We start from the raw sequence: 13,896 nt of genomic DNA on the forward strand, positions 1-13,896 counted from the left end.
TCGGGGAGGGGCAAATGGGCATCTGCGGGCGGCTATAGCGGCGCTTCGGTGTGGAAAAAAGCCGCTCGCGCACGTTGTCGCTTCGTCCGAGCCTTGTTGCGATTTGTCTCGCGCCGTAAGGGTGGTGGTTACGATGATCATAGCCTGCCCCGCCTGTTCGACGCGCTATGTCGTTCCCGACAGTGCCATCGGCGTCGACGGGCGCACGGTGCGGTGCGCCAAATGCCGCCATAGCTGGTTCCAGGATGGCAGCGGTGCCGACCGCGATGGGGCGGAGGATCGGACCGAGCGCCGCGACGCTCCGCCACCTCCGCCGCCGGTACCTGCACCAGCGCCGCCTCCAGTGTCCGAGCAAGCGCGCGAAGATGCAGGCCAGCCCACGCTCAGCGAAACGGTCCCTGTCGCCGAGGCCCCTGTCGCCGAGGTCGCTGCGCCGAACCAACCGGCGATCGATCAGACACCTCCCGCTCCGTCGCCTCCGGTCCCGCCACCGCCGCCGGTGGACGATGGATGGGCGCGGGATCCGGATGAAGAGGGCGCTGCCCGTTCGCATTTCGCTGCCGAACCGCCTTTCCGGCCACGCCGTAACCCTCTGAAAGTCTGGACCATCGCCGCGGTTGCGTTCGCGGTGATCGCCCTGGGCACGGTCGGGGCAGTCAGCTATTGGGGCCTGCCCGACTGGGTGCCGATCAGTCGCCCGACTTTCGCGGTGGAACAGCCCGACCTGGTTCTGGAATTCCCCGCCGACCAGCAGGATCGGCGTACGCTGCCCAACGGCACCGAGTTTTTTGGCGCTAGCGGAACCATCACCAATGTCGGTCGCGAAACCCGCAGCGTGCCGTCGATCCTGATCGTCATGCGCGATGCGCGCGACCGGATCGTCTACAGCTGGGAAGTCTCCCCGCCGCAGCCCCGGCTGGCCCCTGGCGAGAGCGTGACGATCAATGAGGCGGTGACCGATGTGCCCAAGTCCGCCAAGTTCGCAGAAATCGGATGGAAGCCCGACTGAAGCACGGCGTGCGCATCGACCCACTCAAACCGCTTGCGATGCCGCAATCCTGTTGCTAGTGGCGCCCGCCTACCCCCCGAAGGACGCCTGTCGTCTTTCTGACTGTGCGGTCGTGGCGGAACTGGTAGACGCGCAACGTTGAGGTCGTTGTGGGCTAACGCCCGTGGAAGTTCGAGTCTTCTCGACCGCACCAATCCCATGGATGACGCAGGCGATCTCGCCAACTTCGTGATCGAACACGAAGTTGGTCGGTGCGGTCGTCGAGGCGATTGCGCTCGACCGGACTTCATCGGCCAGCCCCCGCCATTCAGCGCCTGACCTCCAAGCAGCACTTGTTCTTCGCACCCGGCCATTGCGAGCGATCTTCTGCTGGTTGCCGGAAGAACAGTCGAATACTTTAAAATCAAATGTTTATCTTGTCGATAATGGATGGGGACGGATCGGACGAAGTCGTTCGCCAAACTGTAGCAATGGCGTCGGTCCATTCCTTCTTGCCGTATCTCGCGGCGCAGCGTAATCGTTTTACATCGATACGTTATCGGGGGGAGACGGATCATGAAATTTTCTTCGGTCAAAGTAATCGCTGTTGGCCTAGCCACTTTTGCGGTAATGCCGGCAGGGGCGCAGGAACGCATTCAACCCAATTCGCAGTACTTTACGGTCAGCGAATTCTACGTTCCCGATAGCAGTGGCGAGCTTGAGGAGTATCGCGCAGCAGGGTTCGCCCAGCCGGCGGCGACCGGCGTATCGCCCCGGTTCTGGTTATTGCCGGTCATGTCGATCGATCCCAAAGCCCTGAAATTCTACGACGAGCGGGGCATTCCTTTCACGCCCAGTCAGTACTCGGATAAAGTCGCCACATCGATTTCCGTCCCGATCGCTTACGATGCGTCGATGCCCAATGCCCGCGAGAGAGCCGCGATCGCCGCAGCGCTGCAGGGCGAAACGCTGGAACGCTGGGCGACCCATTGGATGGCCGGGCCTAACGTGCCTTTCGTCCACCCGCCGCTTGCCGGGAATCCGGCGGTCGGCAACTTCGTCTTCCAGGCCTACCAGCAGATGAAGCCTCTGTACGACAAGCTGGAACAGTTCTCCAAAGCATACGAAGGCTACCAGCCGCACGCCGCGACGCTGAACGAAGTGCGGGTTCAGCTACTGGTCGATGGGGAGGTGATCGCATCGCGCGATTATTCAGGTTCGCTGGTGAACTTCGGAAACTCGATGCCGTCCCTCACCGTAACGGCACCTTCGCTCTATCAACAGAACAAGATCGCGGCCGGGGATTTCGAGGTCAATGTGAGCTACCGCTTCCTCGATGCTAAAACCTCGATCGTCGAAGGGCGGTACAACATCCGCCAGGTTCTGAAGCAGTTCGTCGAAGAAACGCAAAGGGCCAAGACGAAAAGCTCATCGTCCGGCTGGCAAATTCTCGGTTTCGGCAGTCGGCGTTCACGGCTCAAGACTTCGCTGGAACAGAACTTCACCTCCAATACCGAGATCGAACAGATGGAGGGAACGCGGGTCGTGACTTACGACGCGAGCGAGGACATGCTCGCCCGTTTCGAGGCGGCGTTCTTCCCAACGCTGAGCAAGCAACAACTGATCGAACGTCATATGAACGCTGCGGAACGGGCACAGGCGTCGGGCAATGACGATCTGGCCAAGGTGCACCGCGACTATGCCGCTGCGGTGGCGAACGACGATGAGATGGCGGAAGTGGATATCGACAAGGCGGCCGCCGCGCTATCGGCGCAGGATTACGCCGGGTTCATCGCCCACGGCATGCGCTTTTCCAACAGCAGCCACCAGCGGACCGACAATTTCCGTCGCGTCATCAATACATCGGCCGAGATAGAGCAGCGCCGCGAGTGGCTGGATTACCGAACGCAAACCGTCCAGCGCGAAACCACCGTGCCGGTGGCGATCGAGGCGGAGCGGAAGTGGAGGGCGGCGATGGGCCTGTGCAACGCGGCCAATATGACCGTTCCGTTCTTCCGCCCCTATATGCCGCCCCAGCCGCAACAGGTGACGACATTGACCTGCGTCGATCCCAACGGGCCGTTGCAGAAGGCCGGCTTTCAGCCCGGAATGTGGGTAATCGATTTCGACGGCAAGCAAGTCGCCAACAGTTCCGACATCGATAACCTTCTCGCCAACTACGAGCCGGGCGATCACATCAACGTTCGCTATATCGATGTGCCCAACTCGAACCCGATGCAGACCGCAGTCGCCAGCCAGTGGGTCACCCTAGGCAAACGTCCGTGACCATCGGTAGGGGGCGTGCCGGGGGGCTGGCAATCGGCATCGCGGCCTTCGTCGCGGCCCCGCCCCTTTCCGCTGCGACTTGCATGGACAGCGATCCCCAGGCGTGGCTGACCAGTTCGGCCCAGCGCAGCCTCTATATACGTCTTGGCGGATATCTTTCGTGTCCGGATGATCCCGTCGATGGACCGCTCGCCGATCGGATCGCATGTAACTACTTCGTCGGCAAAGTGCTTGAGGCGGAATACGGTGTGGCCGATTTCGTTCGCCCATCGGGGGGCTGGCTGACCGCCAACGAGATATCGGCCAAAGTAGCGGCCCCGGCGTCCGGCTGGAGCCGTATTGGCAGCGCGACCAGCCAGCAGACCCTGCGCCGTGCTGCCGCGGCGGCGGATGAAGGTGCGCCGGTGATCGCGGTCAGAACCGGCGCTCCGGGGCATGTGGCGCTGATCTTGCCCGGCGTCTTGCGGCGGTCGGGCAACTGGGATCTGGACGTCCCGAACTCCGCATCGTTTGCATTGGGTGCGGTTGAGCGGGCGTATGTATTTTGCCGCCTGTCTTACGCTTTCGCGTCACCCAGTGGAGTTGTGCTGTACCGGCGCGACCAGTGAGTTCCGCGTAGGCGGGGCAGCCAGGCCGCAGCCCGGCCGCCCCAGTGCCGTGTCAGTGCGCGCGGCTCCAGACTTTGGTGCGGCAGAATATTGCGGCCTTGCAGCCCTTCACCTCCAGCTTGCCGTCGCTGCGCAGAGTCAGATATCCTGTCGCCGCGCCGTCGCCGGATTCCGGGTCGTACACCGGCCCGCCCTTCCATTCGCTTGGCCCACCCCGGAAATTGCGCAGCACGACCAGACCTTTGAGCCTGCGGCCGCGCAGCGAGCTGTCGGGATTGCGCACATCGCGGAGGTCGGGATTGGTCCGTAGCCGGCTCGCGTCCACGATCTTCCCGCACAGCGCGCTGCCGCAGCGGTAGATTTCGACTTTCCCCCCTTCGCTGCCAGTGGCCCACACTCCGGTTATGCCCGGTGCGGCCAGAGCTATCGCCGGCATGGCCGCCATCGCGAGCGCGGCAAGCGCTGTCAGCCGCCTCATGCCGGCACCTTTGCGGCAGCAGGCGGGGCAAGCGTTTGCAACGCCTCGGCAACCAGCGCGCGATCATCGTGCTGCCACGGATGAAACCCGGGCCGCATATATCCGATCGCGCTTCGCACCAGAAGCCGCATGGCGCCGCCTTTGCCGTAGAGATAGCCGAGCAGTTTGCGCCAGGTCTTGAAGTCGTTCATCCCGTCCTGCGCCAGCAGGCCGGCGGTATTGGCGAAGATCACGTAATGGAACCGCACCGTGGCCGCGCCCATGGCGAAGGAGCGCCTCAGCCAGCGCCGCCAGCGTGGCAGGCGACGCGTGGCGTGCAGCCAGGTATCGTAAGCCACCGCCTTGTGTTCGATTTCTTCGATCGCGTGCCAGCGCCACATCCGGTGAGCTTCCGGATCGGCCCCCGCCAGATGTCGGGGATCGGACAGAACCGCATTGGCGAGCGACGCGGTGAAATGTTCGAGCGCGCAGGTGGCGGCTAGCTGCATCACCGGGGGGCGCCGCTTCGCCCAGGCGATCGTGCGCGCCGCGCGATCTTCGGCCGGAGCGATGTCGAAGCCCGCCTCGCGCGCCTGCTTGTTGAAGAACACATGTTCGCGGGTGTGCATCGATTCCTGGTAGATGAAATCGTCGATCTGCGCGCGCAATTCCTCCGGCGCATCATCGCGGTAATGCCGCACTGCGGTCATGAAGAACTTCTCCCCCACCGGGAACGTGGACGACAGGGCGTTGAAGAACGCCGTGCGGCCGGGGTCGCCGCCGTGCCACCACCGGCGAGCGGGGTCGCCGCGGCCGAACTTCCAGTTGCGTTTCTGAATGGCAAGATTGCCGGGAGTCTGCGTTGAAGACATGGTCGAGCTCCTTTGCGTTCTTGCCTTACATAACTGACATTGATGTCAATGTAAAGACATACCTGAAGGGGGTGACGCGCGCTGGCACTTCTGTATGTGCTATCAAGCGCGTACGTCAGATCGGCTGGCGCGATTACGGAGGGACATATGGCACATCCGAAGGACCAGCGCGTTCGGCGGCGCAAGCGGATGGGTGACGAAGTTCGCGAAGAGGCGCTTGTTGCGGCGCGCAGGCTTCTGCTCGATCGCGGGCCTTCGGCGGTCACCGTTGCCAATGTCGGTAGTGCGATCGGCATGTCGCATGCCAACGTGCTGCATCATTTCGGATCTGCGGCCACGCTGCAATCGTCCCTCATGGGCTCGATGATCCGGGACCTGACCGATGCGCTCGATAACGTCGTGGAAATGCTCAAGACCGATGCCGCCGCGCCGCGAGCGGTGACGGACAAGGTGTTCGATGCCTTCGATCAGGGCGGGGCAGGCCAGCTCGCCGCGTGGATCATTCTGACCGGAGACGTTGAGCAGCTCGCCCCGGTTCGCGACGCCGTGCGCGCGCTGGTCGATGCCATCGTCGATCAGGCGCAGGACGACAATGCGGACAGCCGGGTGCGTTCAGCCGTGCTTATGATGGCGGTCTGCGCCTTCGGCGATGCGCTGATCGGCCCGCACGTCCGCGAAATGCTGGACCGGGACGATGACGCGATGCGCGACCTGATCGCACGTATCCTGCCGCTCTTCCTCCTGCCCGGGGGAATTCCTCCGGCAACCAGCTGACACCCGTGGCCGTTCGTGCCGGAGGGAAACGGTTAGCAAACTCATGCGCGGAACGGATTGCCACGGCCCGAAGGGCCGCCGGTCATCCCGTCCCGCGCGTGTAGTGGTGGCGATCAGGCGTCCATCCGGTTGAGCGCGCAGAGCTTGTTGCCATCGGGATCGCGCAGATAGGCGAGATACATTTTCATGCCATTGCCCTCGCGCACGCCGGGCGGATCCTCGATCGCGGTGCCACCGTTCTCGGTGCCCGCCTTGTGCCAGGCGTCCGCCTGTTCCGGGCTCATCGCGAAGCCGACCGTGCAGCCGTTGCCGGGCGTCGCAGGCTCGCCGTCGATCGGCCTGGTGACGAGAAACAGGCCGCCGTTGTTTACGTAGATCAGGCGGCCTTTGGGATCGAAGAAGCCTTCCTTGCCGCCGATGGCGGTGAAAATGGCATCGTAGAACGTCTTCGAGCGATCGAGATCGTTCGATCCGACCATCATGTGGCTGTACATCTTTTCCGGTTCTCCTTGCGCTTGCCGCGTCTCATCCTCTCCCGGCGCCGGGGGAAGAATGTCAGTAAACCACCACACTGCGGATGCTTTCGCCCGCGTGCATCAGGTCGAATCCCTTGTTGATGTCTTCCAGCGACAGGACATGCGTGATCATCGGGTCGATCTCGATCTTGCCGTCCATGTACCAGTCGACGATCTTGGGCACGTCGGTCCGGCCGCGAGCCCCGCCGAAGGCGGTGCCGCGCCAGTTGCGCCCGGTAACCAGCTGGAACGGTCGCGTCGCGATTTCCTTGCCCGCTTCGGCCACGCCGATGACGATGCTGGTGCCCCAGCCGCGATGGCAGGCCTCGAGCGCGGTGCGCATGACCTCGGTGTTTCCGGTGCAGTCGAACGTGTAATCGGCGCCGCCATCGGTCATTTCGACCACCTTGGCGACGACCTCGTCGCGGCTCATGCCCTTGGTGTTGAGGAAGTGGGTCATGCCGAACTTGCGACCCCATTCCTCGCGGTCGGAATTGATATCGATCCCGATGATCATGCCCGCGCCCGCCAGCCGCGCGCCCTGGATCACGTTGAGGCCGATCCCGCCGAGGCCGAACACGACGACATTGTCGCCGACCTGCACCTTGGCGGTGTTGGTCACCGCGCCGACGCCGGTGGTAACGCCGCAGCCGATGTAGCAGCTGGTCTGGAAGGGCGCGTCTTCGCGGATCCTGGCGACCGCGATTTCGGGCAGCACGGTGAAGTTCGAGAAGGTCGAACAGCCCATGTAGTGGTAGATCGGCTCCCCCTTGTAGGAAAAGCGGGTCGTCCCGTCGGGCATCAGCCCCTTGCCCTGGGTCGCGCGGATGGCGGTGCACAGGTTGGTCTTGCCCGAAAGGCACGACTTACACTGGCGGCATTCGGGCGTGTAGAGCGGGATCACGTGATCGCCGGGCTTCACGCTGGTGACACCTGCGCCGACTTCGCGCACGATCCCCGCGCCTTCGTGGCCGAGGACAGAGGGAAAAATCCCCTCGCTGTCGTGCCCGTCGAGCGTATAGGCATCGGTATGGCAAATGCCCGTGGCCATGATCTCGACCAGGACTTCGCCCGCCTTCGGCCCTTCCAGATCGAGTTCGACGATCTCGAGCGGCTTTTTGGCTTCGAAGGCGACCGCAGCGCGGGTTTTCATCGGGGCACTCCTGTAAACGTCCAGTTATCTGAATCCGAAGTTCGCTATCATCAATGGACCGTCACCCTGAACTTGTTTCAGGGCCCATTTCTCCGCTTGCACTGTCAGTGCATGGAGGCAGGATGGATACTGAAACAAGTTCAGCATGACAGCTTCATGTAGCGAACCCCCGGTTCCGGTGCGTCGCCAACTGCGAATCGCACCATTGCGATGCTCCACTTCAACAACCATTTAGCGTTTTGATTCCAACTAAAAAACGCCAAATAGGTTATAACCTCGCGATCAGCCCTCGTGGATGGTCTTGGGCACCATGCAAGCCATCACGCCCTCGCGTCCGTCCTCACTGCCGTAACCCGACCATTTGATCCCGCCGAACGGGGCGTCGACTGCCGAAACACTCGCGCCGTTGATCGCCAGCATTCCCGCCTCGACTTCGGCGGCCAGTCGGCGACGGCGGGCCGGATCGTTGGTCCAGGCATAGGCGGCCAGGCCATAAGGCAGCCGGTTCGCTTCCTCGATCATGGCCTCTTCACCCGCCATCGGATTGATTACCGCCACGGGGCCGAAAGGCTCCTCGCTCATGATGTCGGCGTCCTGCGGCACATTGCCGAGCACGGTCGGTTCGTGGAAGAAGCCCTGGTTACCGATCCGCGATCCGCCAGCCAGCAGCTTGGCGCCCTTCTCCTGCGCATTGCCGAGCAGCTTTTCCATCGAATCGAGCCCGCGCGAATTGGCCAGCGGCCCCATCTGCGTACCATCATCGAAACCATTGCCGACGACGACTTTCTTCGCCCGTTCGACGAAGCCGTCGCGGAATTTCTCGAACACCGGCTCTTCCACCAGGAAGCGTGTCGGGCTGACGCAGACCTGCCCCGCGTTGCGATACTTGGCCGCAACCATCGTATCGAGCACGGCATCGATATCGCTATCTTCGAACACCAGCACAGGGGCGTGGCCGCCCAGTTCCATCGTCGCGACCTTCAGATCATCGGCCGCCAGCCGGGCCAGGTGCTTGCCCACTGCGGTGGAACCAGTGAAGGTCACCTTGCGAATGACCGGAGAGGCGAGCAGATGGCGGCTGACAGTGTCGGGCACGCCGAACACACACTGCACCGCATCGCCGGGAACGCCGGCATCGAGCAGGGCCTGAACCAGCGCGATCCCGCCGGCGGGTGTTTCCTCGCTCGGCTTGATGATTACGGAGCAGCCGGCTGCCAGAGCGCCGCCGATCTTGCGCATGACGTTGATCGCGGGGAAATTCCACGCCGCGAAGCCGGCCACCGGGCCGACCGGGTGATACTGCACCTCGACCCGCTGGCCCGCGGGGCGCACCATTGTGCGGCCATAGATCCGCTTGATTTCCTGCGCGTAAAATTCGAGCAGCATCGCGCAATAGATCGTCTCGCCGATCGCTTCCTTGACCGGCTTGCCCTGTTCGCGGGTCATCGCCGGGCCGATGTCGGCGGCGCGTTCGCGGATCAGGGCTGCGGCCTTGGTCAGAATCGCGGCGCGCTTGTCGGCGGAGGTATTGCGCCATTCGCGAAAGCCACGCTGTGCGCCTTCCAGCGCGCGATCCAGATCGTCGCCGGTCGCGCGCGGCAGGGAACCGATCGTCTCGCCGGTTGCGGGGTCAACGACATCTTCGGTTTCGCGGCCGCCGCCGGACAGTTTTTCTCCGCCGATCAGCAGGTGGAGAGTGGGATAGTCGGCCATTTGCAGCTCCTCGTGTTCGTCGTTGAGCGGGGGATGGCGGCGCGCAGGCAGTGCGTCAACCGGCGCGTTGGCAAGTGTTCATACCGCTGCGTATAAGCGGGCACGATGATCCGCTCGATTTTCCCCGCTCTCGCAGTTCTCGCCGCCGTTCCCGTTCTCGCGCAGGAACGGGCCCCGCTCGACGTAAGCCAGCGAACGGCCTTGCGCTGCTCGGTCGCGTTCGCACTTGTCGCGGAGGGGCAGGCGCAAGGCGATCCGGCGATGGCAGCCTATCCGCAACTGGGCACGCGGGGGCGCGAGTTCTTCGTGCGCAATGCAGCGCAGATCATGGATGAAGCCGGGCTGGACCGGGACGCGGTGGCCGGGCTTTTCGCCGGGGAGCTGAACGAATTGCGGGCCGATGGGGCACTGGAAGCGGTCATGCCGCCGTGCCTCCTGCTGCTGGACGCATCGGGGCTGTAGCGCGCCGGGGCGCGTCGCGGCGTTCACCCTCGGGTCAGGCGCAACCGGGTAGCGCCGCGGCGAACGATTCGGAGATAGTCCATGCGCATTCTCGCCCTGTCCGCCGCTGCGATGCTGGCATTGCCGGTTGCCGCGCAGGCTCAGGTCGCGGGCGATCCGCTCGGCGACGAGTATCTGGCAGGCGATGCCCCGCTGTCGCAGCAACTGCGCGATCCTGCGATGCAGGATGGCCTGGCCGCGACCGTCGCGGTTCTGGGTGAAATTCTGCTCGATCTCCCCCTGACACCGATCATGGAACCCATGGCCGAAGCCACCGGACGCGATCCGGGTACCGTCGATCCCGATCTCACCCTTCGCAAGATGCGGCCCGATGCGGGCGAATTGCCGACCCGTGCAGCTCGCGAGCTGCCGCGCGCGATGGACACGATGGCGGCGATGGCCGGCGGCATCGAAGCGATGCGTCCCGCGCTGCAGGATCTGGCTGGGCGGCTGGAGTTCGCGTTCGACCAGGCGCGCCGCAGGCAACGCTAACCTCCGCCGTAGTCACGCTTTCTCCGCATGTGGGCAGGGCTGGACGGCCTCGCGCACATGCGGCATGAGCATACATGCATATGTGGCGCCTCTATCAGTTCCCGCTCTGTCCGTTCAGCCGGAAGGTCCGCCTGCTTCTGAGCGAAAAGGGCGTGGGTTACGAACTCTGGCGCGAGAATCCGTGGGATGCGAGCGACGAGTTCTGGGCGCTCAACCCCGCTGGCCGCACCCCCGTTCTGCACGATCCCGAACGCCGCATCGCGCTGGCCGATAGCCGTGCGATCTGCGAATATTTCGAAGAAACGGTGGACAAGGCGCCGATGATCAACGGCACGGCTGCGAACCGGGCGGAGATCCGCCGGCTCGTGGCCCTGTTTGACGAGAACTTCTTCGGCGATGTCACGATGCCGCTGCTGCATGAACGGATGAAGAAGCGGCTGGTCCTGCGCCAGCCGCCCGACTCGCGGATTCTGCGCGAGGCGATGAAGCTGGCGCACGGGCATCTCGACTATATCGACTGGCTGATCGACAACCGGACCTGGCTGGCCGGCGCGACGATGAGCCTGGCGGATCTTGCCGCTGCGGCGCAGATTTCGGTTGCCGATTATCTCGGCGGGATCGACTGGGCCGGGCACGAACAGACGCGCGGATGGTATTCGGTATTCAAGAGCCGTCCGTCTTTCCGCCCGCTTCTGTCGGAGCGGATGGAAGTGATCCAGCCACCGCGCCATTATGCGGAGCTGGATACCTGACGGCGGCTCGCGCCAGAAATGGAGAATGCGCCATGACCGACAAGGTCCAGCTTTCCGACGCCGAATGGCGTGAACGATTGACGCCCGAGCAGTACCAGGTCCTGCGCCAGGGCGCGACCGAGCGTGCCTTCACCGGCAAGTACGAGAAGAACAGGCAGGCCGGCGAATATCGCTGCGCCGCCTGCGGCCAGGCCCTGTTCGAAAGCGATACCAAATACGACAGCGGTTCGGGCTGGCCCAGCTTCACTGCCCCTGCCGGCAGCGATGCGGTGGAGGAACACCGCGATGCCACCCACGGCATGATCCGCACCGAAGTGGTCTGCGCGCGGTGCGAAGGGCATCTGGGTCATGTCTTCCCCGATGGGCCGGGGCCGGAAGGGCTGCGGTATTGCATCAATAGCGCAGCGCTCGACTTCAAGCCTGAGGAATAGTCGCCGCCGCCCGTTCACGCCGGGTTACAACTCGCCTATGCATCGGGCAGGATGCGTAAAATCGGGCGTTTCGCCCGCAAAGAGGTAAGCGGAATAGATGGCGAAACGGGGCAGCCGACGGCAAGGCGCCAGGTCTAGCGGCAAAGGCGGGCCGACGGGCTGGAAGCGCTGGTTGCGCCGTATCGTGATCTGGGGTGGGGCGCTGGCGCTGCTGGGCGCTCTCTTCCTCGGCCTCGCGGTGGCTTTCGCTGCGCGGTCGCTGCCCAGCTATTCCGAACTGAAGGCCTCGCAGACCGGGCAGACGATCGTGGTCCGCGCGCGCGACGGGTCCGAAATCGTCGAACTCGGCCCCAGCTACGGCGCGTGGCTGGACAGTTCTGAGATTCCGCAGGTGATGAAAGACGCGATGATCTCGGTCGAGGATCGCCGCTATCGTTCGCATCCCGGTATCGACCCTGTCGGCCTGGCGCGCGCTCTATGGGTGGCGGTGACCGGCGACGGGCGCATTTCGGCGACGTCGACGATCACCCAGCAGCTGGCCCGCAACATCTTCCTTAATTCGAACCGCACGCTCGACCGCAAGCTGCGCGAGGCCGTGCTGGCGCTGGCGCTCGAATGGAAGTTCTCGAAGGAACAGATCCTCGAGCTGTACCTGAACAAGGTCTATTTCGGCGGCGGCGCCTATGGCGTGGACAGCGCGAGCCGCAAGTTCTTCAGCCACCCGGCGACCGAACTTTCGACGGCCGAGGCGGCGATCATCGCCGGTCTGGTCAAGGCGCCCAGCCGCTATTCCCCCACCGCCGATGTCGATGCCGCGGTCGGCCGGGCCAACGTGGTCCTGCGGCTGATGCGCGAACAGGGGCGCATTTCGGCCAGCGAGGCGAGCGTCGATCCCTCCGCCGTCAAGCTGAAGGAAGATCGCAGCCAGAATTCGGTCCGCTATTTCACCGACTGGGCCCTGCCACAGCTCGACCTGCTGTTGCCCGAGACGTTCGAACCGATTGAGGTCTGGACCACGATCGATGTCGGGATGCAGCGCGCGGCGACCGCTGCGATCAAGTCCAACACGCCGGGCGGGGCGCAGGGCGCGCTGGTCAGCCTTGACCGCGACGGCGCGATCCTGGCGATGGTCGGGGGCACCGATTACGTCACTACAAATTACAACCGCGCGACCGATGCGGTGCGCCAGCCGGGTTCGGCGTGGAAGCTGTTCGTCTATCTCTCCGCGCTGGAAGCGGGCTATACGCCGGAAGATCGGGTGGTCGATGCCCCGGTGACGATCGACGGGTGGAGCCCGCGCAATTCGGGCGGCAGCTTCGCCGGCGAGATCGATCTGCGTGCCGCCTTCGCCTATTCGAAGAACACGGTCGCTGCGCAGCTCGGCAACGAAGTCGGGTTCGGCACCGTCGCCTCAATGGCCAAGCGGTTCGGGATCACCACCCCGATTTCCACTTATCCGGCGATGGTTCTGGGCAGTTCGGAAGTGCGCGTGATCGACATGACCCGCGCCTTCGCCGCCATTTCCGCCGGGGGCAATTCGGTCGAGCCGTACGGCATCGTCAAGGTGACGACCGCCAGCGGCGAAACGCTGTATCAGCACGAGGCGCCGCGCTCGACGTCGCTGGTGCCCGATTACGTGGCAGCGGGGATCACCGACCTTCTGCAAACCACGGTCAACACCGGGACCGGGCGGGCGGCACAGATCGGGCGACCCGTCGCGGGCAAGACGGGGACGACCAATTCCAACAAGGATGGCTGGTTCCTCGGCTTTTCCAGTGGGATCACCACCGGCGTATGGATGGGGCGGGACGATGCCAAGGCCGTGCCGGGCCTGCAGGGCGGGCGGGCGCCGGCGCAGGCCTTCGCCGCCTATATGCGCTACGCCGTAAAAGATCGCCCGGTTGAGGAATTCGACACCAAGCTGCAATTGCCCGAATGGCAGCTGGAGCCGGATGACGAATATTATTACGGCGATCCGGACGATTATTATTATATCGATGAGCAGGGCAACCTGATCGAACCGGGCCGCAGGGAAGAGCCGGGTGAACTGCCGTTCCCGGTCGAAGGCGAACTGCCGCCGGGCGATCGCCCGCGCCAGCCGACACCCGCGCCGACGAACGAAGCCGGCGGTAATGGACAGGCGGCGAGCGACGATTTCCTCGACCGCGCGACCGGGCGCAGCGGCCCGCAGAATCGCACCGCACCGCAGCAGCCTGGCGTGGCTCCGGGTGCCGCCCCCACGCCCCAGCCCCTGCGCCTTCCGGGTCCGGGAGGCGAGGAGTAGCATCGTTGGGGCGGGCTAAGAAAAAGGCCCTCCCCCGGTGAGGGAAGGGCCTTTTCGTTGCAAAGCCGCG

14 protein-coding genes and 1 tRNA gene are annotated in these 13,896 nt (G+C 64.1%); 10 read left to right on the forward strand and 5 right to left on the reverse strand.

The window, feature by feature from the left end:
* The first annotated feature begins 133 nt into the window (after positions 1–133).
* The 4 genes from AM2010_RS13090 to AM2010_RS13105 all read left to right on the forward strand — a co-directional run bounded on the left by AM2010_RS13090 (position 134) and on the right by AM2010_RS13105 (position 3,882).
* Positions 134–1,009: a zinc-ribbon domain-containing protein gene (locus AM2010_RS13090; protein ID WP_047807446.1), complete on the forward strand. Its 876-nt coding sequence runs from the start codon at positions 134–136 to the stop codon at positions 1,007–1,009.
* Between the two features lie 106 nt (positions 1,010–1,115).
* Positions 1,116–1,202 (forward strand) — tRNA-Leu (locus tag AM2010_RS13095).
* Positions 1,203–1,564: 362 nt separating this feature from the next.
* Positions 1,565–3,274, forward strand: a complete 1,710-nt coding sequence (locus AM2010_RS13100) for a PDZ domain-containing protein (RefSeq protein WP_082132930.1) — start codon at positions 1,565–1,567, stop codon at positions 3,272–3,274.
* Positions 3,271–3,882, forward strand: coding sequence for a hypothetical protein (locus tag AM2010_RS13105; RefSeq protein ID WP_058350927.1), 612 nt, complete (start codon positions 3,271–3,273; stop codon positions 3,880–3,882). The genes AM2010_RS13100 and AM2010_RS13105 overlap by 4 nt, the downstream gene beginning before the upstream one ends.
* A 52-nt stretch (positions 3,883–3,934) precedes the next feature.
* On the opposite strand, the gene AM2010_RS13110 is transcribed toward AM2010_RS13105, so the two are convergent.
* Entirely contained in the window at positions 3,935–4,360 is a 426-nt protein-coding gene (locus tag AM2010_RS13110) for a DUF2147 domain-containing protein (RefSeq protein WP_047807448.1), read from the reverse strand.
* Positions 4,357–5,211 (reverse strand): metal-dependent hydrolase, encoded by an 855-nt coding sequence (locus tag AM2010_RS13115; RefSeq protein ID WP_047807449.1) that lies wholly within the window; start codon positions 5,209–5,211, stop codon positions 4,357–4,359. The genes AM2010_RS13110 and AM2010_RS13115 overlap by 4 nt, the downstream gene beginning before the upstream one ends.
* Positions 5,212–5,358: 147 nt before the next feature.
* Here AM2010_RS13115 and AM2010_RS13120 point away from each other — a divergent pair, with 147 nt between their 5' ends.
* Positions 5,359–5,985 (forward strand): TetR/AcrR family transcriptional regulator, encoded by a 627-nt coding sequence (locus tag AM2010_RS13120; protein ID WP_047807450.1) that lies wholly within the window; start codon positions 5,359–5,361, stop codon positions 5,983–5,985.
* Between the two features lie 113 nt (positions 5,986–6,098).
* Here AM2010_RS13120 and AM2010_RS13125 read toward each other — a convergent pair whose 3' ends face one another.
* The 3 genes from AM2010_RS13125 to AM2010_RS13135 all read right to left on the reverse strand — a co-directional run bounded on the left by AM2010_RS13125 (position 6,099) and on the right by AM2010_RS13135 (position 9,366).
* Positions 6,099–6,479: a VOC family protein gene (locus tag AM2010_RS13125; RefSeq protein WP_047807451.1), complete on the reverse strand. Its 381-nt coding sequence runs from the start codon at positions 6,477–6,479 to the stop codon at positions 6,099–6,101.
* A gap of 61 nt (positions 6,480–6,540) precedes the next feature.
* Positions 6,541–7,653 (reverse strand): S-(hydroxymethyl)glutathione dehydrogenase/class III alcohol dehydrogenase, encoded by a 1,113-nt coding sequence (locus AM2010_RS13130; RefSeq protein ID WP_047807452.1) that lies wholly within the window; start codon positions 7,651–7,653, stop codon positions 6,541–6,543.
* Between the two features lie 282 nt (positions 7,654–7,935).
* Complete coding sequence (locus AM2010_RS13135; protein WP_047807453.1) at positions 7,936–9,366, reverse strand: NAD-dependent succinate-semialdehyde dehydrogenase; 1,431 nt, start codon at positions 9,364–9,366, stop codon at positions 7,936–7,938.
* Between the two features lie 105 nt (positions 9,367–9,471).
* On the opposite strand from AM2010_RS13135, the gene AM2010_RS13140 reads away from it, so the two are divergent.
* The 5 genes from AM2010_RS13140 (at position 9,472) to AM2010_RS13160 (ending at position 13,826) form a co-directional block, all read left to right on the forward strand.
* Positions 9,472–9,828 (forward strand): hypothetical protein, encoded by a 357-nt coding sequence (locus tag AM2010_RS13140; protein ID WP_047807454.1) that lies wholly within the window; start codon positions 9,472–9,474, stop codon positions 9,826–9,828.
* An 81-nt stretch (positions 9,829–9,909) separates the two neighbouring features.
* On the forward strand, positions 9,910–10,359 hold the full coding sequence (locus tag AM2010_RS13145) for a hypothetical protein (protein WP_047807455.1): 450 nt from the start codon (positions 9,910–9,912) through the stop codon (positions 10,357–10,359).
* Positions 10,360–10,439: 80 nt separating this feature from the next.
* A complete protein-coding gene (locus AM2010_RS13150) occupies positions 10,440–11,111 on the forward strand; it encodes a glutathione S-transferase family protein (protein ID WP_047807456.1) in 672 nt (223 codons plus the stop codon).
* A gap of 32 nt (positions 11,112–11,143) precedes the next feature.
* The gene (msrB, locus tag AM2010_RS13155) at positions 11,144–11,542 is read left to right on the forward strand and encodes a peptide-methionine (R)-S-oxide reductase MsrB (RefSeq protein ID WP_047807457.1); all 399 of its coding nucleotides are present in this window, start codon (positions 11,144–11,146) and stop codon (positions 11,540–11,542) included.
* Positions 11,543–11,639: 97 nt separating this feature from the next.
* Positions 11,640–13,826 (forward strand): transglycosylase domain-containing protein, encoded by a 2,187-nt coding sequence (locus AM2010_RS13160; RefSeq protein WP_047807458.1) that lies wholly within the window; start codon positions 11,640–11,642, stop codon positions 13,824–13,826.
* Positions 13,827–13,896: the final 70 nt, after the last annotated feature.

The organism is Pelagerythrobacter marensis, assembly GCF_001028625.1.
Lineage (GTDB): Bacteria > Pseudomonadota > Alphaproteobacteria > Sphingomonadales > Sphingomonadaceae > Pelagerythrobacter > Pelagerythrobacter marensis.

Coding starts and splice junctions, on each gene's coding strand:
- AM2010_RS13090 (WP_047807446.1), top strand. CDS start 134: ATGATCATAGCCTGCCCCGCCTGTTCGACGCGCTATGTCGTTCCCGAC.
- AM2010_RS13100 (WP_082132930.1), top strand. CDS start 1,565: ATGAAATTTTCTTCGGTCAAAGTAATCGCTGTTGGCCTAGCCACTTTT.
- AM2010_RS13110 (WP_047807448.1), bottom strand. CDS start 4,360: ATGAGGCGGCTGACAGCGCTTGCCGCGCTCGCGATGGCGGCCATGCCG.
- AM2010_RS13115 (WP_047807449.1), bottom strand. CDS start 5,211: ATGTCTTCAACGCAGACTCCCGGCAATCTTGCCATTCAGAAACGCAAC.
- AM2010_RS13120 (WP_047807450.1), top strand. CDS start 5,359: ATGGCACATCCGAAGGACCAGCGCGTTCGGCGGCGCAAGCGGATGGGT.
- AM2010_RS13125 (WP_047807451.1), bottom strand. CDS start 6,479: ATGTACAGCCACATGATGGTCGGATCGAACGATCTCGATCGCTCGAAG.
- AM2010_RS13130 (WP_047807452.1), bottom strand. CDS start 7,653: ATGAAAACCCGCGCTGCGGTCGCCTTCGAAGCCAAAAAGCCGCTCGAG.
- AM2010_RS13135 (WP_047807453.1), bottom strand. CDS start 9,366: ATGGCCGACTATCCCACTCTCCACCTGCTGATCGGCGGAGAAAAACTG.
- AM2010_RS13140 (WP_047807454.1), top strand. CDS start 9,472: ATGATCCGCTCGATTTTCCCCGCTCTCGCAGTTCTCGCCGCCGTTCCC.
- AM2010_RS13145 (WP_047807455.1), top strand. CDS start 9,910: ATGCGCATTCTCGCCCTGTCCGCCGCTGCGATGCTGGCATTGCCGGTT.
- AM2010_RS13150 (WP_047807456.1), top strand. CDS start 10,440: ATGTGGCGCCTCTATCAGTTCCCGCTCTGTCCGTTCAGCCGGAAGGTC.
- msrB (WP_047807457.1), top strand. CDS start 11,144: ATGACCGACAAGGTCCAGCTTTCCGACGCCGAATGGCGTGAACGATTG.
- AM2010_RS13160 (WP_047807458.1), top strand. CDS start 11,640: ATGGCGAAACGGGGCAGCCGACGGCAAGGCGCCAGGTCTAGCGGCAAA.